The sequence below is a fragment of the Cytobacillus firmus genome, from assembly GCF_023715565.1.
Classification (GTDB): Bacteria; Bacillota; Bacilli; order Bacillales; family Cytobacillaceae; genus Cytobacillus; species Cytobacillus firmus_C.
On sequence record NZ_JAMBOJ010000004.1, the window covers coordinates 93,747 to 115,739 of the forward strand.

At 42.2% G+C, this 21,993-nt stretch carries 20 protein-coding genes, 1 pseudogene and 1 other annotated feature; of the genes and pseudogenes, 16 read left to right on the forward strand and 5 right to left on the reverse strand.

Features of this window, described 5'->3' with window-relative positions; all coding sequences use genetic code 11:
- The 5 genes from M3205_RS02655 (at position 1) to gndA (ending at position 6,318) form a co-directional block, all read left to right on the forward strand.
- Positions 1–1,551, forward strand: coding sequence for an acyl-CoA carboxylase subunit beta (locus M3205_RS02655; RefSeq protein WP_251168507.1), 1,551 nt, complete (start codon positions 1–3; stop codon positions 1,549–1,551).
- A 77-nt stretch (positions 1,552–1,628) separates the two neighbouring features.
- Entirely contained in the window at positions 1,629–2,747 is a 1,119-nt protein-coding gene (locus tag M3205_RS02660; RefSeq protein ID WP_251168508.1) for a tripeptidase T, read from the forward strand.
- Between the two features lie 127 nt (positions 2,748–2,874).
- A complete protein-coding gene (locus M3205_RS02665) occupies positions 2,875–3,351 on the forward strand; it encodes a chemotaxis protein CheW (protein ID WP_095244777.1) in 477 nt (158 codons plus the stop codon).
- 127 nt (positions 3,352–3,478) lie between these two features.
- Complete coding sequence (locus tag M3205_RS02670) at positions 3,479–4,777, forward strand: DNA polymerase IV (protein WP_251168509.1); 1,299 nt, start codon at positions 3,479–3,481, stop codon at positions 4,775–4,777.
- Positions 4,778–4,908: 131 nt separating this feature from the next.
- Positions 4,909–6,318, forward strand: a complete 1,410-nt coding sequence (gndA, locus tag M3205_RS02675; RefSeq protein ID WP_251168510.1) for an NADP-dependent phosphogluconate dehydrogenase — start codon at positions 4,909–4,911, stop codon at positions 6,316–6,318.
- Between the two features lie 81 nt (positions 6,319–6,399).
- Here the strand turns inward: gndA and zwf are convergent, their stop codons facing one another.
- Positions 6,400–7,869: a glucose-6-phosphate dehydrogenase gene (gene zwf, locus M3205_RS02680; RefSeq protein WP_251168542.1), complete on the reverse strand. Its 1,470-nt coding sequence runs from the start codon at positions 7,867–7,869 to the stop codon at positions 6,400–6,402.
- A gap of 366 nt (positions 7,870–8,235) precedes the next feature.
- Between zwf and rnz the strand changes: the two genes are divergently transcribed.
- The 3 genes from rnz to M3205_RS02695 all read left to right on the forward strand — a co-directional run bounded on the left by rnz (position 8,236) and on the right by M3205_RS02695 (position 11,409).
- On the forward strand, positions 8,236–9,174 hold the full coding sequence (gene rnz / locus M3205_RS02685) for a ribonuclease Z (RefSeq protein WP_251168511.1): 939 nt from the start codon (positions 8,236–8,238) through the stop codon (positions 9,172–9,174).
- Entirely contained in the window at positions 9,175–9,720 is a 546-nt protein-coding gene (locus tag M3205_RS02690; RefSeq protein ID WP_251168512.1) for a histidine phosphatase family protein, read from the forward strand.
- A gap of 88 nt (positions 9,721–9,808) precedes the next feature.
- Positions 9,809–10,025 (forward strand) — a binding site (T-box leader).
- A gap of 46 nt (positions 10,026–10,071) precedes the next feature.
- Complete coding sequence (locus M3205_RS02695; RefSeq protein ID WP_251168513.1) at positions 10,072–11,409, forward strand: sodium-dependent transporter; 1,338 nt, start codon at positions 10,072–10,074, stop codon at positions 11,407–11,409.
- A 46-nt stretch (positions 11,410–11,455) separates the two neighbouring features.
- Here the strand turns inward: M3205_RS02695 and namA are convergent, their stop codons facing one another.
- From namA to proC, 3 genes are all read right to left on the reverse strand, one after another.
- Positions 11,456–12,475 (reverse strand): NADPH dehydrogenase NamA, encoded by a 1,020-nt coding sequence (gene namA / locus M3205_RS02700; protein WP_251168514.1) that lies wholly within the window; start codon positions 12,473–12,475, stop codon positions 11,456–11,458.
- Positions 12,476–12,552: 77 nt separating this feature from the next.
- Entirely contained in the window at positions 12,553–13,692 is a 1,140-nt protein-coding gene (locus tag M3205_RS02705) for a glycosyltransferase family 2 protein (RefSeq protein WP_285886005.1), read from the reverse strand.
- A gap of 66 nt (positions 13,693–13,758) precedes the next feature.
- Entirely contained in the window at positions 13,759–14,589 is an 831-nt protein-coding gene (gene proC / locus M3205_RS02710) for a pyrroline-5-carboxylate reductase (RefSeq protein WP_251168515.1), read from the reverse strand.
- A gap of 662 nt (positions 14,590–15,251) precedes the next feature.
- Between proC and M3205_RS02715 the strand changes: the two genes are divergently transcribed.
- The 7 genes and pseudogenes from M3205_RS02715 (at position 15,252) to M3205_RS02745 (ending at position 21,195) form a co-directional block, all read left to right on the forward strand.
- Positions 15,252–16,226 carry an MBL fold metallo-hydrolase gene (locus M3205_RS02715; protein ID WP_251168516.1) on the forward strand — a complete coding sequence of 325 codons (975 nt, stop codon included), beginning with the start codon at positions 15,252–15,254 and terminating at the stop codon, positions 16,224–16,226.
- Complete coding sequence (locus tag M3205_RS02720) at positions 16,227–17,021, forward strand: SDR family NAD(P)-dependent oxidoreductase (protein WP_251168517.1); 795 nt, start codon at positions 16,227–16,229, stop codon at positions 17,019–17,021.
- A 546-nt stretch (positions 17,022–17,567) separates the two neighbouring features.
- The gene (locus tag M3205_RS02725; RefSeq protein WP_251168544.1) at positions 17,568–18,827 is read left to right on the forward strand and encodes a Y-family DNA polymerase; all 1,260 of its coding nucleotides are present in this window, start codon (positions 17,568–17,570) and stop codon (positions 18,825–18,827) included.
- A 182-nt stretch (positions 18,828–19,009) separates the two neighbouring features.
- Positions 19,010–19,396, forward strand: coding sequence for a site-specific integrase (locus M3205_RS02730; protein WP_251168518.1), 387 nt, complete (start codon positions 19,010–19,012; stop codon positions 19,394–19,396).
- Between the two features lie 338 nt (positions 19,397–19,734).
- Complete coding sequence (locus tag M3205_RS02735; protein ID WP_251168519.1) at positions 19,735–19,908, forward strand: hypothetical protein; 174 nt, start codon at positions 19,735–19,737, stop codon at positions 19,906–19,908.
- A 511-nt stretch (positions 19,909–20,419) separates the two neighbouring features.
- Entirely contained in the window at positions 20,420–20,755 is a 336-nt protein-coding gene (locus tag M3205_RS02740) for a YolD-like family protein (RefSeq protein WP_251168520.1), read from the forward strand.
- A 72-nt stretch (positions 20,756–20,827) separates the two neighbouring features.
- A pseudogene (locus M3205_RS02745) lies at positions 20,828–21,195 on the forward strand (YolD-like family protein).
- Between the two features lie 71 nt (positions 21,196–21,266).
- Here the strand turns inward: M3205_RS02745 and M3205_RS02750 are convergent.
- Complete coding sequence (locus M3205_RS02750; protein WP_251168521.1) at positions 21,267–21,485, reverse strand: CDGSH iron-sulfur domain-containing protein; 219 nt, start codon at positions 21,483–21,485, stop codon at positions 21,267–21,269.
- Between the two features lie 120 nt (positions 21,486–21,605).
- On the opposite strand from M3205_RS02750, the gene M3205_RS02755 reads away from it, so the two are divergent.
- Positions 21,606–21,932: an iron-sulfur cluster biosynthesis family protein gene (locus M3205_RS02755; protein WP_251168522.1), complete on the forward strand. Its 327-nt coding sequence runs from the start codon at positions 21,606–21,608 to the stop codon at positions 21,930–21,932.
- The last annotated feature ends 61 nt before the right edge of the window (positions 21,933–21,993 follow it).

Genomic DNA, 21,993 nt, shown 5'->3' on the forward strand with positions numbered 1-21,993 from the left:
ATGGCAGACATCTATGAGAAAATAAATGAGTTATACGACAGGCGCAGGGAAGTAGAATTGGGCGGCGGAGATGAGCGTATACAAAAACAGCATGAAAAAGGAAAACTGACTGCCCGGGAACGAATCGATTTATTAGTAGATCCAGGAACTTTCGTTGAGCTGAATCCATTTATTGAGCACCGCAGCACGGATTTTGGACTGGAAAACCAAAAAGGGCCTGGAGATGGTGTTGTAACTGGCTATGGGAAGGTCAACGGACGTCCTATCTTCTTATTTTCACAGGACTTTACCGTTTTTGGGGGCGCTCTCGGGGAAATGCATGCAAAAAAAATTGCCAATGTAATGGATTTAGCAGCTGAAAATGAGGCCCCATTTGTAGGCTTGAATGATTCCGGCGGTGCCAGAATTCAGGAAGGTGTTGTTTCTCTTGATGGATACGGCCATATATTCTACCGGAATTCCATTTATTCAGGAGTGATTCCGCAGATATCAGTCATCATGGGGCCTTGTGCCGGTGGTGCAGTATATTCTCCAGCGATTACGGATTTTGTCTTTATGGTGGAAAAGACGAGCCAGATGTTCATAACAGGACCAAAAGTAATTGAAACGGTGACTGGGGAGAAAATTTCTCCTGAGGATCTGGGCGGTGCGCGAGTGCACAATACGATCAGCGGAAACGCGCACTTTAGAGGAGAGTCCGAAGAGGAAGTGATTGGGCAGGTGCGGAGTCTGTTAAGCTACCTTCCGCAGAATAACGAAGAAAAACCTCCTATGTCCAAATGGGATGAAGAAGATGATTACCGCCCGGATTTGACAGATGTTATTCCCTTTGATGCCCTTCGTCCATATGACGTCCGAAAAGTCATTGAACAGGTTGTGGATAACGATACTTTTATGGAGGTACAGCGCGACTTCGCTAAAAATATTGTAGTCGGACTTGCCCGGATCAAGGGCGAAACGGTGGGACTTGTCTGCAATCAGCCGAAGGTCATGGCAGGTGGCCTTGATATAGATTCTTCTGATAAGGCTTCAAGATTTATCCGGTTCTGTGATTCCTTTAATATTCCACTTATAACATTTGAGGACGTTACAGGATTTTTCCCGGGGGTTAAACAGGAGCATGGAGGAATTATACGGCATGGAGCAAAGATTCTCTATGCTTACTCAGAAGCAACGGTGCCGAAGCTTACTGTTATTCTAAGAAAAGCATTCGGTGGAGCTTACGTTGCCCTAAACAGTAAGTCTATTGGCGCAGATCTTGTTTTTGCATGGCCGAATGCGGAAGTAGCCGTTATGGGTCCTCAAGGTGCAGCCAACATTATTTTTGCAAGGGAAATCCAAAACAGTGATGACCCCGAGGCCACCAGGACACAAAAAATCGAAGAGTACAGAGAAAAGTTCGCCAATCCATATGTGGCGGCAAGCCGGGGCATGGTGGATGATGTCATCGATCCGCGTGAAACCAGAATCAAGCTCATTCAGGCTCTTGAAATGCTTCGCAATAAAAAAGAAAGCAGGCCTCATAAAAAGCATGGAAATATCCCGCTATAATGAATTCCTGATTTGCTGTGCTAAAATTTTGGAGTTATACTTGCTTAGTAAGCTTAAATTTGGAGGTTTGTACATAAATGATTAATGAGGAACGCTTATTAAACGAATTTCTGGAACTGGTGCAAATTGATTCTGAAACAAAGTATGAAGCTCAAATTGCTAAAGTTTTGAAGAAAAAATTCAGGGATCTTGGGGTTGAGGTGTACGAAGACGATACAACTGCACAGACCGGACACGGTGCAGGCAACCTCATCTGCACTCTTCAGGGAACGAAAGAAGGTATTGATACCATTTATTTCACTTCACACATGGATACTGTTGTTCCTGGAAAAGGAATTAAACCTTCCATCAAGGATGGCTATGTTGTAACCGATGGAACAACGATCCTAGGGGCAGACGACAAGGCGGGACTTGCCGTTATGCTCGAAATTGTTAAAGTCCTGAAAGAGCAGAATATCGCTCATGGAACTATTCAGTTCATTATCACAGTGGGTGAAGAATCCGGACTGGTTGGAGCCAAGGTTCTTGATCCTTCACTTGTTAAAGCAAAGTTCGGCTATGCATTGGACAGTGACGGCAAAGTTGGAAATATAATCGTTGCCGCTCCAACCCAGGCTAAAGTGAAAGCTGCTATTCTAGGGAAAACAGCTCATGCAGGTGTTGCTCCTGAGAAGGGTATTTCTGCCATCACCATGGCCTCAAAAGCGATCTCAAGAATGCCTCTGGGCCGCATTGATGAAGAGACAACTGCTAATATCGGGCGTTTTGAAGGCGGGCAGCAGACAAATATCGTGTGTGACCATGTTAATGTATTAGCAGAAGCACGTTCATTAATTCCTGAAAAAATGGAACAGCAGGTAGCTAAAATGAAGGAAGCTTTTGAAAGTGCTGCCGAAGAAATGGGCGGAAAAGCTGAAGTGGATGTGCAGGTTATGTACCCTGGCTTTAAATTTGCCGAAGGTGATCATGTCGTTGAAGTAGCACGCAGAGCGGCTTCAAAAATCGGCCGCAGCTCAGAACTTCTCCACAGCGGCGGCGGAAGCGATGCAAATGTGATTGCCGGCTTAGGCATTCCTACAGTCAATCTTGCTGTTGGCTATGAAGAGATTCATACAACCAATGAGCGCATGCCTATTGAAGAATTAAATAAATTGGCTGAAATGGTCATTGCTATTATTGAAGAAGTATCAGCTTAAACACCAAATGAGAGAACCAATAGGGTTCTCTTTTTTACTGCAGCAATCTGTTACCTCTTTACTAGTTAGAAAATAATGGATGTGGTATATTAGTTCTATACATAAGTGTTTCCGAGGAGGAAATAGGATGATTGAAAATAATAAAGCTGTTGTTTTCAGGGCAGGAAATGAGGAATATGCTACACCGGTTCCTTTTGTTATATCCATTGAGAAAATGGACGGCATTACACCGATACCTCATTTGCCCAGCTATGTAAGAGGAATAGTTAAAGTCAGGGGAGAGCTTATTCCAGTTGTTGATTTTGAAGAAATTCTATACAGCCGGACACTAGCCGATAGTGAGTCTGCAAGAATGATTGTTCTGAAGACAGACGAGCTATCATTCGCCGTTCTTGTAAATGAAGCCAAGGAAATTCTCGATATTCCAGAAGACTGCCTAAAACAGCCAGGCCTGATTGCCTATCAAAAAACCAATTATTTCACAGGTGTGGCTAATATCGATAATAGGCTGATTACTATAATCGATCCTTTGAAGCTGGTGGAATCACTGGAGGGAATAAGAGAAATAAAAGAGTATATGAAAACACAGCATACAACTGCATAACGGACGAATTTAAAAAACAGGGGATCTAAGATTCCCTGTTTTCTCGTTTTCAAAAAGTCTCTATTTAATAGAAAAGAAAAATATCTGCTAAAATAGAACTGAATGATATTTATAGGGAAGTGCCGGCATGAAACAAATGTATCCAAAAAAAGGGAAGGTTATCCTCCATGTTGATATGAATAGTTTTTATGCTTCGGTTGAGATGGCTTATGATCCCTCATTAAAGGGTAAGCCTTTAGCAATCGCAGGCAATCCGGAGGAGAGACGCGGAATCATTGTAACTTGCAGCTATGAGGCAAGGAAATTCGGTGTGAAAACGACGATGCCTCTATGGGAGGCCAAAAAGCTCTGTCCCCAGCTGATTATCATGAAGCCTAATTTCGAGAGGTATCGTGCTGCTTCTATGGGAATGTTTGATATATTGCGCGAATACTCCTCCCTTGTTGAACCCGTATCCATTGATGAAGGATATGTGGATATAACAGACAGCTATGAGTTTGGGAGCCCGATAGAGATTGCCGGGACGATACAAAAGCAGGTTTTTCAGCAACTCGATTTGCCCTGCAGCATCGGTGTTGCCCCCAATAAATTTTTAGCCAAGATGGCTTCTGACATGAAAAAGCCAATGGGGATCACAGTACTCAGAAAAAGGGATGTACCGCGTATCCTATGGCCGATGGAAGTGGAAGAAATGCACGGAGTCGGCACAAAAACCGGAGAAAAACTGAGAAACCTAAACATCACCACAATTGGCGAATTGGCAAAAGCGGATGAAATTGTTCTTAAAGCGGCACTGGGCATCAATGGACCGAGACTGAAGCAAAAGGCCAATGGGCAAGATCATAGAAAAGTTGATCCGGAATCGGCATCTGAATTTAAAAGTGTGGGGAATTCGACCACGCTGCCGAGGGATGTTTCAAATCAAAGAGAGCTGTTCCGGGTATTTGAAAAGCTGGCTGCACAGGTTTCTTCCAGATTGAAGAGGAAAAAGGTAATGGCGGTTTCTCTCGGGATTACTATCAGATATAAGGACCGGAAAACCATTACCAGGGGCCGCAAGCTGAAGAATCCGATTCAGCATCATGAAGAAATTTACCAGCAGGCCAAAGAGCTTTTTATAAAACATTGGAATGGGGATGCAGTAAGGCTGCTTGGCATTACAGGAACTGATCTTGTGGAACCTGAACAGGCAGTTAAACAGCTTGATCTGTTCAATTTTGAAAAGGATGCGAGAAAGGAGCCGCTTTATCAGACAATGGAACTTTTACGCAAGAAATACGGCACAAAAATAATCGATAATGCGGGTTCACTGTCGGACATGAACTTGACCAGCCCCAAAATTGGCACTGACACCAGCTTTAATAAAGACTTCTTGCATGGAAGGTCAGGAACAGGCGATAAAAATGAAAAAGATGATAATGCATGAGTTTTTAAGGCAGTTATATGCAAAACTAAGACAGGAAAGTTGAATCAGGGTAGGAATCTTGCTAAAGTAAAGTGGATTATTTAATTGGATTTTGTTTCAACGTATAAAAGGCGGAAGGGATGTAATAGTAGATGACGAAATCACAGTTTGGGGTTATCGGCTTAGCGGTCATGGGGAAAAATCTTGCCATGAATATAGAGAGCAGAGGGTACTCTGTATCTGTTTTTAACAGGTCACGTGAAAAAACGGATGAGATGCTTAAGGAAGTAGAAGGAAGAAATTTTAAAGGTACATACACAATTGAAGAGTTTGTGGATTCTTTGGAAAAGCCCCGCAAAATTATGCTTATGGTGAAAGCAGGGGGGCCGACAGATGCGACAATTGATCAGTTAAAGCCTTTGCTGGATAAAGGGGATATTCTAATTGATGGAGGAAATACCTTCTTTGTGGATACACAGCGCCGCAATAAAGAATTAAGTGAGCTGGGCATCCATTTCATCGGTACCGGCGTTTCCGGCGGTGAAGAGGGCGCTCTGAAGGGGCCTTCCATTATGCCTGGCGGCCAAAAAGAAGCCTACGAGCTGGTTGCCCCTATTTTTCAAGATATCGCGGCAAAGGTTAATGGCGAAGCATGCACAACATACATCGGTCCGGATGGAGCAGGGCATTATGTGAAAATGGTGCACAACGGCATTGAATACGGTGATATGCAGCTGATTTCCGAATCTTATTTTCTATTGAAAAATGTGCTTGGCCTGACTGCTGAAGAGCTTCATGAGGTATTTGCAGAATGGAATAAAGGCGAGCTTGACAGCTATCTGATTGAAATTACGGCTGATATTTTCACGAAAAAAGATGAGGAAACCGGAAAGCCTCTGGTAGATGTCATCCTTGACACGGCAGGACAAAAGGGAACCGGCAAATGGACAAGCCAAAGTGCGCTTGACCTGGGCGTACCCCTTCCAATCATTACTGAATCCGTTTTTGCCCGATTCATTTCTGCTATGAAAGACGAACGGGTGAATGCGAGCAAAGTTCTACGCGGTCCAGCTGCGCCGGAATTCACAGGCGATAAAGAAGCATTTATCGAGAGTGTCCGCAAAGCCCTCTACATGAGCAAAATCTGCTCATACGCACAAGGTTTTGCCCAAATGAGAGCAGCTTCCGAAGAATATGGATGGGATTTGAAATATGGTGATATTGCAATGATTTTCCGCGGCGGCTGCATTATCCGTGCCCAATTCCTGCAGAAAATCAAGGAAGCATATGATCGTGAGCCGGGCTTGAAGAATCTCCTTCTTGATCCGTATTTCAAGGAGATCGTGGAAAGCTATCAGGATGCTGCGCGTGAAATTATCAGCGTAGCTGTAAAGAACGGCATTCCTGTACCATGCTTTGCTGCTGCATTGTCCTATTATGACAGCTACCGAACAGAAACATTGCCTGCAAACCTTCTTCAGGCACAGCGTGACTACTTCGGTGCACACACCTATCAGCGTACAGATAAAGAAGGCATTTTTCATACAAACTGGATGGAATAATAAAAAAACAGCGTCCTAGCGGCGCTGTTTTTTGTCTTTCAAAAAAATAAGCCCCCTTAGAGAGCAGGGGGCTTAGAATTATTAACACTGTTCAACATCAAGGTCAGTTACTGGCCACCAGAAGAAACCGTCTTTTTCAAGCAGCTGGTCTGCTTCTTTTGGACCCATTGAACCGGATTCGTAGTTAGGGAATCCTATTTCTCTTGTGTTTTCCCACACTTCGGAAATTTTGTCGACAAAGCTCCAGGAAAGGGCCACTTCATCCCAGTGTGTAAAGTTTGTTGCGTCACCGCGCATGCAATCATATAAAAGCCTTTCATAAGCTTCAGGTGTATTCATGTCATCGATGCCTTTGTTGGCAAAGTTTAATTTTACCGGTGTGGCTTCAATGTTTTGACCTGATTTTTGGGCATTTAAATAAAGGGTAATGCCTTCTTCAGGCTGAATATGGATCACCAGCAGGTTAGGATTTAGCGTTTGCTCAGTCTGATAATATAAGTTCATCGGAATGTCCTTAAATTGAATAACTATTTTCGTTGATTTAGCAGCCATTCTTTTACCTGTACGAATATAGATAGGCACACCTGCCCAGCGGAAATTATCAATCATCAGCTTGCCTGCTACATACGTTTCGGTGTTTGATTGTTCATCCACCATCGGCTCTTGATTGTAAGCAGGTACTTCCTGTCCATTCAAATGGCCTTTTCCATACTGGCCGCGGACAAAGTAATCTCTTACCTGATCGCCTTCAATTGGACGCATGGCTCTTAAAACTTTTACTTTTTCAGATCTAATTTCATCTGTGGTCAATCGGATTGGCGGTTCCATTGCCAATAAGGCAACCATTTGCAGCATATGGTTTTGAACCATATCGCGAAGTGCGCCGCTTTTTTCATAGTAACGGCCGCGTTCTTCAACACCCAGTACTTCGCTTGATGTAACCTGAATATTTGAAATGTAGCGATTGTTCCATAATGGTTCAAAAATGGCATTGGCAAAACGGATAACTTCAATGTTCTGCACCATCTCTTTCCCCAGGTAGTGATCAATCCGGTAAATTTCATTTTCTGAAAAGGCTTTTCGGATTTGCTTATTAAGCAGCTTCGCTGATTCAAGATCATGGCCAAATGGCTTTTCAATGACAAGACGCTTAAACCCATCTACATCTGTCAGACCATCTGCTTTTAAATGCTCTGCAATGGTTCCGAAAAACTCAGGTGCCATGGCAAGGTAAAAAATGCGGTTGCCTTCAAGGGAATAGTGAGCATCCAATTCTTCGGCCATGCTCTTTAATGCCAAATAGGAATTGGAGTCCGTAACGTCATGCGAATGATAGTAAAAGTGAGAAATAAAATCTTCAAGTTCTCTGCTATCTTTTATAGCAGACTCAACAGAGGCTTTAACACTTGCCTGAAATTCATCATTTGATAGCGGCCTTCTGGCAACCCCTACTACGGCAAAGCGATCGGACAGCCTTCCCTTTTTGTATAAGCGGTAAAGTGAGGGAAACAATTTTCTTTTTGCCAAATCTCCTGTTGCTCCAAATATCATAATTAATCCGGCTGGTTTTTCGTTTGTTTTCACGATTCTAGAACCTCTTTTCGACAAAATTTCTGTATGTAAGGCGGGACTGATTTTTGTCAGTCCTCAGCTTGAGAAGAAGCTGTTATATTGCATTGCAAAAAAACGTCTGTACAAGTATAAAATTGTATCTGTTTACAGCTGTTTTCGCAAATATTAAGTTTGTCCTTTTTACCATAGTTTCTATCTAACGGCCAGGAACTATCCTTTTAAATAACACAAAAAACAATTGTTAAATGAATGAATTCCCAAGCTGCTATGGTATATTGTTTATATTCATAATGGCGAGACAAGACAGGCTTAATCCCTGATTTGCCGGAAGGAGGTATTTTACACATGGACATATTTTTTCTGGGAACGGGAGCAGGAATTCCCGCTAAGCTGAGAAATGTATCCTCGATGGCTTTAAAGCTCCTGGATGAAAGAGGAAGCATATGGCTTTTTGACTGCGGAGAAGCGACCCAGCATCAAATCTTACATACAAACATTAAACCGAGAAGAATTGAGAAAATCTTTATTACACATCTTCATGGTGATCATATATATGGTCTTCCCGGACTGCTTTCCAGCCGCTCTTTCCAGGGTGGTGACACGGAGGTGACCTTATATGGGCCAAAGGGTCTGAAAAAATTTATTGAAGTCTCGCTTTCTGTAAGCGGCACATATCTTAAGTATCCTTTAAAGATAGATGAAATCAATGAGGGTATTGTACTTGATGAAGAAGATTTTAAGGTGGAAGCCCGTTTGCTCGAGCATGGAATACCCTCATACGGCTACAGGATTACAGAAAAGGACCGTCCGGGCACATTGCTTGCGGACAAACTTGCAGAAGCGGGGATCAAACCCGGTCCGATATATAAAAAAATAAAGAATGGTGAAGACATAGAGCTTGAGGATGGAAGGATTCTCGAAGCGGAAAATTTCCTGGGGCCGGCTCAAAAAGGAAGAATTGTCACAGTTCTGGGAGACACCAGAATTTGTGATGCGGCAATAGAATTAGCAGCCGGTGCTGACCTGGTAATTCATGAGGCAACCTTCTCAGGGGGGGAAGAGAAGCTTGCATACGATTATTTTCATTCGACAACCCTGCAGGCTGCTCAAGTTGCGCTAAAGGCGAATGCCAGGAAACTTTGCCTGAATCATATCAGTTCACGATATGAACGGAAGGATTGGGAACAGCTTCTCAAAGAATCACAGACTATTTTCCCCAATACAGTCATTTCTGAGGACTTTAAAGAAATTCAGATACCGCTTGATAGAGGGGAGGCGGATTAATTGAAAACCTTTTATATCGTGCGCCATGCAAAGGCGGAGGGCCAGCCTTTTTCTGCCAAATTGACCGAAAGCGGAAGGCAACAGGCATTAAAATTAATTGATTTCTTTAAAGGCAAAGAAATTGATAGCATATATTCAAGCCCTTATGTGCGGGCGATTGAAACAATCCGGCCCCTTGCACAGTTCCGAAATCTGGAGATTATTGAGGAAAGCCGGTTGGGTGAAAGGGTGCTGAGCTCTTTTCTTTTTGAAGATTGGCAGGACAAGCTTAAACAAAGCTTTTTCGATTTTGATCTTGTTTTTGAAGGGGGAGAATCTCATTCATCAGGAATGAGACGGGCTTCCTCCCTGCTGGATGAGTTGATCGCGTCCAATGAGAATCACATCGCACTGGTCAGTCATGGCAATTTATCAACGCTGCTGCTCCGCTATTTTGATGAAAGTGCAGGCTTTGAGCATCTGATGAAGATGAGCAATCCGGATGTTTTCGAAATTAAAGTAAATGGTGAAGATACTGTTTGGAAGCGTATTTGGAATGAAAAGTAATGCCTGGAAAAATTGAATTTTTCAAATTTGGCATTGACGGTTTTATGCTTGCATACTATAATCACACTTATACTTTAAAACAATATAGTAAAAAGCTATGAAGAGACTCTAGTAAGTTTTATCTCCCTGTTTAAAGAGAGCCAGTGGATGGTGGAAACTGGCACAAAGATAAAATGAATTTCATCTTGGAGCTTATCTTTCCTGCATATAGCAGAAAAGACGGTAAATCCGTTATATTTTTGAGTGGAAAGTCACATGCTTTCAAAAAGGGTGGTACCGCGTGAACCTAAAATCACGTCCCTTTTGAAGAATGTGGCTTTTTTGTTTTTAAAAAAATTTGGAGGTACAGGTATGCAGCAAAATGAGCAATGGTCATCGAAGATAGGATTTATTTTAGCATCGGCTGGTTCGGCAATCGGACTTGGAGCTATTTGGAAGCTTCCTTATGTGACAGGAACAAGCGGAGGCGGGGCATTTATCTTATTATTTCTGTTATTTTCCCTTTTGATTGGTTTTCCGCTATTACTGGCCGAGTTTGTGGTTGGCCGCAGTACAGGTAAGGAGGCAATCTCGGCATACAAAGATATTGCTCCGGGAACTAAATGGCACTGGATTGGCTACCTTGGCGTATTCACGTGTTTTCTGCTTTTATCCTTCTATAGTGTAATAGGCGGGTGGATTCTGAAGTACATTGTATACGGCGTTACCGGGTCTATGAATGGTGCAGGCAATTATGAGGAGCTATTTGGCGCAGCCGTGTCAGACTCTGTATCTGTTGTAGCGGCACAGGGAATCTTTTTATTCATAACTGTCTTAGTGGTAGCAAAAGGCATTCAGAAGGGGATCGAACAGGTCAGCAAAATTATGATGCCTGCTTTGTTTCTTTTATTTATTATTTTGATTGCACGATCCCTGACATTGGATAATGCGATGGAAGGCGTTTCGTTCTTTTTAAAGCCTGATTTTTCAAACCTGACGTCTGAAACCGTACTATATGCGATGGGCCAATCGTTCTTCTCTCTAAGTGTCGGGGTATCGGTCATGGTAACGTATAGCTCTTATCTATCTAAAAAAGAAAATTTGATGCAGCCTGCATTTTCTGTTGTCGGAATGAACTTATTTATTTCAATTCTGGCTGGATTGGCTATTTTCCCTGCTGTATTCTCATTGGGCTTTGAGCCTGCCGCAGGTCCTGGCTTATTGTTCATTGTCCTGCCATCTGTTTTTGATCAGATTATGTTTGGGCGGGTATTCTTGCTTTTCTTTCTTGCACTGTTTCTTTTTGCAACCTTAACTTCCGCTTTTTCAATGCTTGAAATTGTGGTGGCTGCTTTGACGAATAAGAAGGGCAGTGGCAGAACCCGTGCAGCCTGGCTGACAGGACTGGCAATCTTTATCGTCGGGGTTCCGTCTGCATTATCTTTCAGTATCTTATCCGATATTTCAATTTACGGCAAAATTATCTTTGATGCTGCTGATTTCCTTGTCAGCAACATCTTGATGCCGGTTGGAGCTTTGCTGATCTCCATATTTGTGTCCTATAAAATGAAGAAAGACCTGCTGAGAAGTGAATTGCTTCAGGGGTCAAAGTCACTGAATGGAATCTTTTCAGCGTGGTATTTGCTTCTGCGCTATGTGGTTCCTCTGGTTATTATCATTGTATTCCTTGATTCACTGCAGATTATATAATAAAAACGAGGGATGGCAGCTAACAGATGCCATCCCTCGTTCTATATTACAGCCATCCCCGGTCATATTGCTTAGGAGGTTCGATTGTTGCGCCAAGTTCTTTTGCTGCTGTCCGCGGCCAATAGGGGTCTCTCAGTAATTCTCTGGCAATAAAGATTAAATCCGCCCGTTCGTTTTGGAGAATTTCTTCAGCCTGCAGGCCGGATGTAATAAGCCCGACTGCACCAGTCTGGATATTCGCACCTTCTTTAATGGTTTCAGAGAATTTGACCTGGTAGCCCGGGTAAGTATGTATTCTGGCCGGCACTACTGCTCCGGAGCTTACATCAATTAGATCCACTCCCTGCTCCTTCATCCATTTTCCCATTTCTGCATAATCCTCTGCGGTTAACCCCTCATCATGATAATCATGGGCTGATACTCTGACAAATAAAGGTCCATCCCAAACGGCTTTAACGGCTTCAATGACTTCACGTAGGAAGCGGTATCTGTTTTCAGCCGATCCCCCATACTCATCATTCCGTTTGTTACTTAAGGGTGAAAGAAACTCATTGATCAGATAGCCGTGTGCCGCATGAATTTCAATTACTTCAAAGCCGGCTTTTTTCGCTCTTTCAGCGCCTTTTTTGAATGCTTCCACAGTTTCTGAAACTTCTTCTTTTGTCATTTCTTTTGGTGTTTTCATTTTTTCATTAAAAGCAATAGCTGAAGGGGCGATAATGTCTCCTTCGACAGCGGCTTTTCTGCCCGCATGTGCAATTTGTATTCCAGGTGAAGCACCATGTTCTTTCATTAGACCGGTTAATACTTTCAGTCCTGCGATGTGATCATCACTCCAAATCCCCAGATCCTGAGGAGAAATCCGGCCCTGCGGAGTCACAGCGGTTGCCTCCAGAATAATTAATCCCACCTGCCCGACAGCCCGGCTCATATAATGAGTCCTGTGCCAGTTTTCAACCATTCCGTCTTCATTATGGCTGGAGTACATGCACATCGGTGCCATAACAATTCTGTTTTTAAAGGTGACGCCTTTAATTGTTAAAGGTGAAAAAAGCTTTGTTTCCATAATTTCTTCCTCCCTTATTTCGCTATCCTAAATATTAAGTATATCAGGCAGTTTCATAATTGGAAAAGAACATGCACTCAGCGTTTATTCCTTAGCTCACTTAGCTTATATAATGTGCCTCTCCAGACTATGCCGCCCCGCACAAAGGTTAGGATGCTGGCACGGATGATAGAATAAATAAACAGGAGAGCTGTAATTGGAAATACTGTAAACAGAAGCGGAGTAAATTTGGTCATTCTTTTTATGATGATGGTATAAACACCTGCTAAAAAAATAATGTTTGCAAAGCTTAAACTGAAAATAAATTTGTCAGTTGAAAAAATGGTGAGAAAGGGAAGTACTTGTGAAATGAATGTGCCGGCAATTGCAAATAACACCATGCTAATCCGATAATGCAGACCTGCAAAAGTATTCTTCTCCAAGCCTTTGAAGGCTTCTGGCAAGCTTTCGTACCATTCAACTTCAATGAGGTCCATCGCCGTTGCTAATTTCTGCCTGTGGCCATTTTGTTTTATTTTCATTCCGAGCATTAAATCATCATCAGGCCTCATTTTTATTGCCTTATGTGTTCCAACTGCTTCATAGGAACTTTTGGACACCATGTTAAACGCTCCAATGCCAATTCCACTCTTAGAACGCGGATTGTTCGCCAGCCACGGACGTTTATAATAGGAGAAGCCGAAAAGGAAAAAAGCAATAAACGTGCTGACCCAGAAACTCCTGCCCGTCAAGCTCGGTGCCGCGGTTAAATGGTCAAGTTCATTCTTGGTGAAATAATGAACAGCCTTGCTGAAGGCATCCTTTTTAAATAATACATCGGCATCTGTAAAAAGAATTAATTCCCCTGATGATTCCCGATAGCCCTTATAAAGAGCGTGGTTTTTCCCCAGCCATCCGCTTGGGAGAGAATCGATATGAATACACTTAACCCTTGAGTCACTCTTCTGAATACGGTCCATGATGCTTTCTGTCCTGTCGGTTGAACGGTCATTGACCAATATCCATTCAATGTTTTTGTAGCTCTGCCGCAGCTGGGATTCTATACTCTCCGCCAGCATGGCTTCTTCATTCCTTGCCGCTGTAATTACGGATAGAAGGGGGCCTTCGGTCATCGCAACGCTTTCTTCAAGGCGGTCCAGGCTTTTTAATCCCAGAACGGCATCAATTAGTACTGCAATCCATACCAGAAGGCTTGCGCTTAATAGAATAATGAGCATTTGCAGATTTCGCATCCTTTTTTCATAGTTTGCACTAAGGCACTTTTTTAGGGGAGGTGCAGTCAGTTATGTTTTGACGGTGCTGCTGAAGCTTTGGCCAAGCCGCCTCGATTGGGCTGTCGCTTCCTTGATGCAATCAATGAAAGCTTCCTGCACTCCATTCGCTTCAAGCACTTTTACGCCTGCTTCAGTGGTGCCGCCAGGGCTTGTAACTTCCTTCCTAAGCTGCTCGGGGTCCTTGGCTGATCTGGCCAGCATTTCGGCTGCCCCGATGAGTGTCTGGATAATAAACTCTTTCGCCATACCCTTTTCGAGCCCGATTTCTTCGGCGCTTTTTTCCATAGCTTCCGCGAGATAGTATATATATGCCGGACCGCTGCCTGACAGGCCTGTTACAGCATCCAGCTGTCTTTCCTCAACAAATGCTGATTTTCCCACTGTATCAAAAATGTCACTTACTGTTTTCATCTGTTCTTTGGTCACTCTTTCATTAACAGATAAGGCGCTTGCTGATTTTCCGACTGCGGCTGATGTATTCGGCATGGCTCTCACGACAGGCAGTTTTTTCTCTGCCAATCGTTCAATGCTTTCGATCGAAACGCCGGCGAGAATGGAAATGACCAGCATGTCTTCCTGTAAATAAGGCTTTATAAGATTGATGGCCTCCTGAGCATCTTTTGGCTTTATCGCTAAAATAACAGCGTCGGCTCCGCTTAACAGCTCACTGAGATTGTAAGTGGCCTGAACGCCATAGGCTTTTTGCAAGGATTGCAGCTTTTCTTGGCTGCATTTGTTTGTCACCCAAATATCGCTTCCGGCAATGAGCCGGCTTTTTACGATTCCTGAGAGTAACGCTTCTGCCATTGATCCTGCTCCCACAATAGCTAATTTTTTCATATGCTTATAACTCCTCCTTATTGGTGCTCTATTTGCCGGCTGTCAAAATAAAAAAGCCTTTCCATCCTGTAAAGGACGAAAAGACTTTGCTTTCGCGGTACCACCTTCATTGCCCCTTCTTTATTCGTGCAGCAAGCCTGCCGCTGCCGCTGTGTATTTGAAAAGGCATCTCGATCCCGATAACGCCGGGGGTGCGTTTAGGTTTTCCTAACAGCTCATAAGGCAGGTTCAATGGTCAAGTGGACGGTGAAGCCTTTCAGCCGCTCGAGCTTCACTCTCTTTCGCCGTTTTCCATTTACTAATCTTATTCATCGCTATTTTTCTGCTGTACAGAAGTACAGCTTTGATTTATGAAAATCAAAATTTAATTGTGATTATGCAAGAAGACACACTTATTTGTCAAGCAGTATTTTTTGGAAAATTATCAATATTGCATAAAAATTATGTGAAAATAATGACAATTATTAAAAAGAACGGTACACTTATTTTTATATATGTAAATTTCTAAATTGTGTTATTGAATTTCGGTAATATTTTTGTATGGCAAATGCTGATATTTCAAGGGTTAACAGAACATTTTACTTAAAGGAAGCATGCCTGCGGAAGTATATAAAAAACAGCTTTATTTTATTTAAATATAGTGATTTTAGGGGGATTGTAAAATGGCAAAATGGAAGGATGGAATTGCAAAGCTTGTTATCCCGACACCATTTCCTGTCGGCGACGTAAATGTATATGCAGTAAAAGGGGAAAAGCTGACTCTTGTCGATGCCGGCCCTAAAACGGATGAAGCATGGGAAGCTTTAAAATCCCAGCTTAAAGAGCTAAATTTAACACCCGAAGATTTTGAACAGGTTGTTCTCACGCATCATCATCCCGATCACGCCGGGCTGCTTGACTTTTTCCCGGACAATCTTGATGTGTTCGGGCACCCGGTTAACCAAAGGTGGCTGTCCCGCACTGACGAATTTCTAAAATTTCATGATGAGTTCTACATAAAACTGTTTAACGAATTTGGAATCCCTGAACGGTATGCTTCCTTTATTAACAAAATGAAAAAGACTTTGCGCTATTCCTGCAATCGTACTCTGACAGGAGAGTTGAAGGAAGGCAGAGAGGCTGAAGGGCTAAAGGATTGGACGGTAATAGAGACCCCCGGGCATGCACAGAGCCATATAGGTCTGTTCAGAGAGAAGGATGGTGTATTCCTTGGAGGAGACCATTTGCTTGCACACATTTCACCCAATCCTATACTGGAGCCGCCGCTTCCCGGCCATGCGGAAAGGCCGAAGCCTCAGCTTCAGTATAACGAATCTCTGAAAAAACTGCGGCAGCTGCCGATATCCCTTTTTTATTCCGGACATGGAGAGGAGATTATAAATGTGAATGGGTTAATAAACGAAAGGCTTGGCCGTCAGCATGAGCGGGCGATGAAAGTAAAAGCATGGCTTGAGTCTGAATCTCTCACTGTTTTTGAGGTGTGCCGCCGCCTTTTTCCGAAGGTTTATGAGAAGGAGCTTTCCCTCACCATTTCCGAAACAGTCGCACAGCTTGACTATTTGCATTCAATAGGAGAGATTTATATAAATAAAGAGGAGAAAGCATTCTTGTATTCCGCATCAAAAGAGGTGGTTTGATTGTCAGACAGATTAAAAAATAAAAATGTGATTATCACCGGTGCATCTGGCGGGATCGGGGCGCAAATGGCCGTCCTTTGTGCCGAAAGGGGAGCAAATCTTGTCCTTCTTGCCCGCAGCCTTGACAAATTGCAGGAGCTGCAGGCAGACTTGCGAAAGCGATTTTCAGTCGATGTTCATGTGCATAAGCTTGATGTTTCAGACACTGACGAAATTTCGGCTGTTTTCTCAGAGGTCATTGCCCGGTTTGGTCACATAGATGTGCTTGTGAATAACGCCGGCTTCGGTGTTTTCCGCGAGGCACATGAAGCAAAAGTTGAAGAAATAAAGGGAATGTTTGATGTGAACGTTGTAGGTTTAATGGCCTGTACGAGCATGGTGCTTCCAGTGATGAGGAGACAGAGGAGCGGTCATATTATTAATATCGCTTCACAGGCCGGCAAAATGGCCACACCGAAATCGAGTGTCTATTCCGCAACCAAGCATGCAGTTCTTGGCTATACAAACAGCCTTCGGATGGAGCTGGCTGACAGCAATGTTTTCGTGACAGCAGTTAACCCCGGACCGATTGAAACGAATTTCTTTTCGATTGCAGATGAAAAGGGCACATATGTGAAAAATGTCAGCAAATTTATGCTCAAGCCTGAATACGTGGCCCGCAAGGTAGTCAATGCCATGCTCCGGCCGGTCAGGGAAATCAACCTTCCGCGGTGGATGAATGCGGGGAGCATCATCTATGCCCTTTTTCCGGGTTTGTTCGAAAAAATTGGAAAGCGCGCATTCAATCAAAAATAATAAGCTAGAAGCTGCAGCCAAATGCCTGCAGCTTCTTTTATTTTGGCTGTTTTCGCAAAGTTTGTTGCTATTTATATTATATTTACTGAGTTGATTGTAGTGGAAGGTGCGAGATCCTCGAAAATGCATGCGCATTTTCTTCGTGCGGTGTTTACTCAAGGTAGCCTATTCAACGTCCTACGGGAGTAGCGGGACAGGTGAGACCCCACAGACGCGTAGCGTCGAGGATGCTCACCGCCCGCCCCGTGGTTTGCTGAGCATCCTCTCACTGCAATCAACGGACAACATTGATAAGCGAAAAACAACAATTTATACGAAAAGAGCCTTTATTTTTGTCTGGGTAGGCGCCTATCCCGGGGAGAAAGTACTATTTTTAAGAAAAAACGCGTAAAATTTCCATTGAAACCGAACGCATATTCGCTTAATATAATGGGTATACATATACAGAACGAATGTTCTCGGTGTGTTTTTGGGTTTATAGGGGCTATGCAGCATAGAAGCTGATAAGCAGAGCCTTATGCTTTTTTGAAGGAGGATGTCGAAGTCATGATTGATTACAGCTCAATGCCGAACCATCAAATTTTGTGTGTTGATATGAAGAGCTTTTATGCAAGCTGTTCTGCTGTCATGCTTGGTCTGGATCCTCTTGACTGCTATCTTGTAATTGCAGGGAATGTGGAACGGAAGGGGAGCGTTGTTCTGGCGGCCTCTCCGCGAATGAAAAAAGAGTTTGGAATAAAGACAGGGTCCCGTCTTTTTGAGGTCCCCCAAGATCCACGCATTAGAATTGAGGAGCCGAAAATGGCGACTTATTTAAGAATCTCCACTGAAATCACCAGGGTGTTTAACCGTTATGTCCCCAAGGAAGCCATCCATACGTACAGTGTCGATGAAAGCTTCATAAAAGTTGATGGCGCAGTGCACCTCTGGGGTAATGCCCAGACGATTGCCTGGAAAATAAAAGATGATATTGAACGGGAATTTCAGCTTCCCTGTGCCATAGGAATAGGGCCTAATTTATTAATGTCAAAGCTCTGCCTGGACCTTGAAGCGAAAAAAGAGGGAGTTGCACAATGGACGTATGGAGATGTAAAAACAAAGCTGTGGAATATATCTCCGTTACGGGAAATGTGGGGCATCGGCCGCCGTGTTGAAAAGACATTGAATGGAATGGGGATTTTTACAGTCGGCCAGCTTGCCCGCTATGATCTGGCTAAGCTGGAGAAGAAGTTTGGGATTATGGGCAATCAGCTCTATCACCACGCATGGGGGATTGATTTGTCGGAAATAGGTGCGCCGATCATGGCAGGACAGATCAGCTTCGGTAAAAGCCAGATATTACTGAGAGATTACAAAGAGGAAAAGGAAATTAAGCATGTGGTCCTTGAGATGTGTGAAGAAGTGGCAAGAAGGGCCCGCAGCCACCGCAAAGTCGGCAGAACCATCAGCTTTGGCCTTGGCTACAGCCAGGATGAATTCGGAGGGGGTTTTTATCGCTCCAGGACCGTCGATCAGCCAACCAATATTACGATGGATCTTTATCGGGTCTGCCTCGAGCTTTTTGACGAGAATTATGAGGGGAAAACAGTACGGCAGATTTCCATTTCCCTCGGCAATATTACGGATGATAGCGAAATGCAGCTGAGTCTGTTCGACTTGGATGGCTGGAAAAAAAGGGAGCTCGGCTATACTGTCGACCGGATCCGTTCCAAGTTTGGAGGAGGAGCTCTGCTGAGAGCCGTTTCTTATACAGGTGCAGGAACCGCCAAACACCGTGCGACATTGGTCGGCGGCCATAAAATGTAAAAGGGGGGTCAGCTTATGATTCGCGATCGGGGCAGAATTTAAACAATACTATAATATAGGGGAGGCTAAATCGTTTTTAACGATATACTTCCCCTTCTTTTTTTACGTTGTAAGTTCATTATCAATATTTAATTCTATATAGATCTTATAGTAATTAATGATTAATCAAACGGAGGAACAAGATGGTTGTAGTAAGAGAGGTTGTTATACCTTCAGGGGAGAAAAGGTGGATAGTGTTAACTAATCAAATTGAGCCAGTCATTCCAATAATGAAATATATAAAGTACCTTGATAGTCTAGGAAAGGCTCCTAATACACTCATATCCTATTGTTATCATTTAAAGCTTTACTGGGAGTTCCTACTTAGCCACGATAAGAGCTTTAAAGAAGTTGATCTAAATTTATTAGCAAGTTTCATAGGTTGGTTGAGGATGCCGCAACAAAAAGGGAAAGTTAAATACCTTTATGGAGAAAAAGCAAAAAGAAGTGAGCAATCTATAAATATAATTGTTAACTGTGTTATCAATTTCTATGATTATTTAATTAGATGGCTTCGAGAAAGACCTTAAAACTAAAGTAATGAAAGAAATAAAGGTAAGTAAACGCTCTTTATAAATCTTTCCTTAATCATGTGAAAACGATAATATTGAAAAATAATTAGTGAAAGAATCCATTAAAGTAAACTCATTGGTATTATAATAAGTTACTCCTAAAGATTCCCACTGATTATACTGAGATTTAAAATTATTGATTGCTGTTGTATTGGAATGAAGTTACACTAACAAAATACGAAAATGGTGACTCTTCATTAGTTGTACCTTCTACCAAACTTGAACAAGGTGGTAATTTAGTATTTCTAATGGCTGGTTATTCAGTGGAAGATGGGTAGATTCTAAACCCAATTTTGATGGAAATTAACCCACAAGAAAATGATGAACGGCCAAGTGTCGAATATAAAACCCTTGATAACGTTGCTGTTGCTGGATTCTTATTTAGTGAGGATGGTGAATATTTGGAAAAGATTGAATACCATGATAATCAAGTGAATGGCTATTGGAGCGATGTTGCAAAGTTGTATTAAGAATTCTTGGAGTAAAATCCTAAGTTGGTTAAGGACAGTTTGCTCTTCTGCTTGTTTCAGCGTTGTATTTGGAGGGAATATTTGGGGTGCTGCAGTTTGTGCCGGATGTTTAGGTGGGCATGTAATGCATTGCATGATGAGTAATGCGTAATAATAGCATCAGTAAACAAAAACTAGTTGTGCATGGTTTAATATTCCTTATATCCACTATTTTAGCTGTTATATATTATCCCTCTGGAGTCTCGACAATTTGTATAATAGCGGCTTGTTCATCTGTATTCTTTCTAGGTAAACCAGCCTTCTCAGGGAAAAATAAAAAAGATGTTGATTAAAATATAATAAAGGAATAAATCAACAAAATTTAAACCCATATCTGAGATGGGTTTCTTTTTATACTCAAAACCTTATTAAATAGCAAGATTGAAAAAAGGATAAAATTATAATACAATAAAACAAACATACGTTCGTTAATTTAACAAAGGATTCATTTGTAGAGAAAAGAGGTGACAAAATGATCCGCGATAGAGGTAATAAAAAGTGGGTTTCACTAATATTACCTGAACATGTAAAGATGTTGAGGGAATATAACGCAAATTATAATAAGATTCCAAAACCGTCTCTTGATGAACAGAAATATGAACAGTTTAATGAAATCGTATCTGAGGCTATGGAAATGAATAATACCTTGGAATTTGCTTATTATTTTCAAGGGGATATCAGACAATATATTGGCATTATTCACTATTTCGATGTATTAAAAAATGAGTTAAGAATTATTGATCAACGGGCTGAAAAGCACTTTTTAAAATTAGAAAATATCATGGGCATATCAAACTACAATGAATAATATTCTGAAAAAAATGAGCAAAAGTAAGAGTTGGACTAAATGGTAAGGATTATCTATATAAACATATCTTTAATGAATGAATGTTTGAAATTAAAAAGATTTATCGAAAAAAGTCTTGATAAAAAAATAAAATGGACTTCCATGATGCTGCCGGAACATGTAAAGCTCTTAAGAGACTGGGCAAAGGAAGACACATACGAGCAAAAGCGGGAATTGGATGAGCAGAAGATTGAATATATGAATGAAATTCTTTCAGAGGCAATGGAATTTCAAAAGAACGTGACACTTACACATTACAGGGGCAGAAATTATGAACTGGTTATCGGGAGCATCCATTATTGGGATGACCTTGGCCAAAAGCTTCATATTGTTGATCGGTTTGGGGATATTCACCGTATCTCCATTAATGAATAGCGGATGCACGGTTTACGGAAGAATAATGCTGTCTGAACTGGATGAATTAAGAATAAAAAATGGAAAAAACGGGGATGACTATCCCCGTTTTCCAACCTTATTGCTTGTCATCGGAGGTTTTCTCCGCGCGGACACAGGATTGGAAAGTTCCTTTATGAGTGCCATCACAAAATGGGATTTTCAAGGATCTCCCGCAGCGGCAAAGGGAATAGGTTTTTTTTGTTTCGAATTTATTGCCATCCATATCAATTAACTCTACATCACCTGTTACACGCAGCGATCCATTATCCATTACTTTAATCTGTGCCTTGGACATATCCAATCATCCTTTCTAAAAAACTTTATTTGGCTGCTCAATGGCAGTGTCTCTTTCAGAAGCATGTTATGCCTATCTGTGTTAAAATCAGCATATGCAAAGGGGAGGTAGTTTTACAACATGGAAATAACATTAACTGAATTGGCGGCAGAAAAATTATCGGGACGGATTGCCGGCAAAGAAGGATTTATAAAACTAAAGTATGATATAGACGGATGCGGCTGTGTGGTAAGCGGAGTGGCGGCACTCTGGCTTGTTGAAGAGCTGGATGAAGATGACAGGGAAATCCAAACAAACACCGGCAGCATATATGTGGAAAAATCCAAGGAAGTATTTTTGGATGAAAATTTAACGATAGACTTTTCTGAGAAGGCAAATTGCTTTCAGTTAAAAAGCCCGAATCAGTATTTAAACCCAAGAATGAGCTTAATTGATAAAACAAAATAAAATGAAGTAGCAGACGGCCGCTGAGGAAGGCGGTCTTTTTAATAGGGTGTATAGGTAAATT

Coding starts and splice junctions, on each gene's coding strand:
- M3205_RS02695 (WP_251168513.1), top strand. CDS start 10,072: ATGCAGCAAAATGAGCAATGGTCATCGAAGATAGGATTTATTTTAGCA.
- M3205_RS02730 (WP_251168518.1), top strand. CDS start 19,010: ATGGTTGTAGTAAGAGAGGTTGTTATACCTTCAGGGGAGAAAAGGTGG.
- namA (WP_251168514.1), bottom strand. CDS start 12,475: ATGGAAACAAAGCTTTTTTCACCTTTAACAATTAAAGGCGTCACCTTT.
- M3205_RS02665 (WP_095244777.1), top strand. CDS start 2,875: ATGATTGAAAATAATAAAGCTGTTGTTTTCAGGGCAGGAAATGAGGAA.
- M3205_RS02740 (WP_251168520.1), top strand. CDS start 20,420: ATGATCCGCGATAGAGGTAATAAAAAGTGGGTTTCACTAATATTACCT.
- M3205_RS02655 (WP_251168507.1), top strand. CDS start 1: ATGGCAGACATCTATGAGAAAATAAATGAGTTATACGACAGGCGCAGG.
- rnz (WP_251168511.1), top strand. CDS start 8,236: ATGGACATATTTTTTCTGGGAACGGGAGCAGGAATTCCCGCTAAGCTG.
- M3205_RS02735 (WP_251168519.1), top strand. CDS start 19,735: ATGGAAATTAACCCACAAGAAAATGATGAACGGCCAAGTGTCGAATAT.
- M3205_RS02705 (WP_285886005.1), bottom strand. CDS start 13,692: ATGCTCATTATTCTATTAAGCGCAAGCCTTCTGGTATGGATTGCAGTA.
- M3205_RS02660 (WP_251168508.1), top strand. CDS start 1,629: ATGATTAATGAGGAACGCTTATTAAACGAATTTCTGGAACTGGTGCAA.
- M3205_RS02750 (WP_251168521.1), bottom strand. CDS start 21,485: ATGTCCAAGGCACAGATTAAAGTAATGGATAATGGATCGCTGCGTGTA.
- zwf (WP_251168542.1), bottom strand. CDS start 7,869: ATGATATTTGGAGCAACAGGAGATTTGGCAAAAAGAAAATTGTTTCCC.
- gndA (WP_251168510.1), top strand. CDS start 4,909: ATGACGAAATCACAGTTTGGGGTTATCGGCTTAGCGGTCATGGGGAAA.
- M3205_RS02725 (WP_251168544.1), top strand. CDS start 17,568: ATGATTGATTACAGCTCAATGCCGAACCATCAAATTTTGTGTGTTGAT.
- M3205_RS02755 (WP_251168522.1), top strand. CDS start 21,606: ATGGAAATAACATTAACTGAATTGGCGGCAGAAAAATTATCGGGACGG.
- proC (WP_251168515.1), bottom strand. CDS start 14,589: ATGAAAAAATTAGCTATTGTGGGAGCAGGATCAATGGCAGAAGCGTTA.
- M3205_RS02670 (WP_251168509.1), top strand. CDS start 3,479: ATGAAACAAATGTATCCAAAAAAAGGGAAGGTTATCCTCCATGTTGAT.
- M3205_RS02715 (WP_251168516.1), top strand. CDS start 15,252: ATGGCAAAATGGAAGGATGGAATTGCAAAGCTTGTTATCCCGACACCA.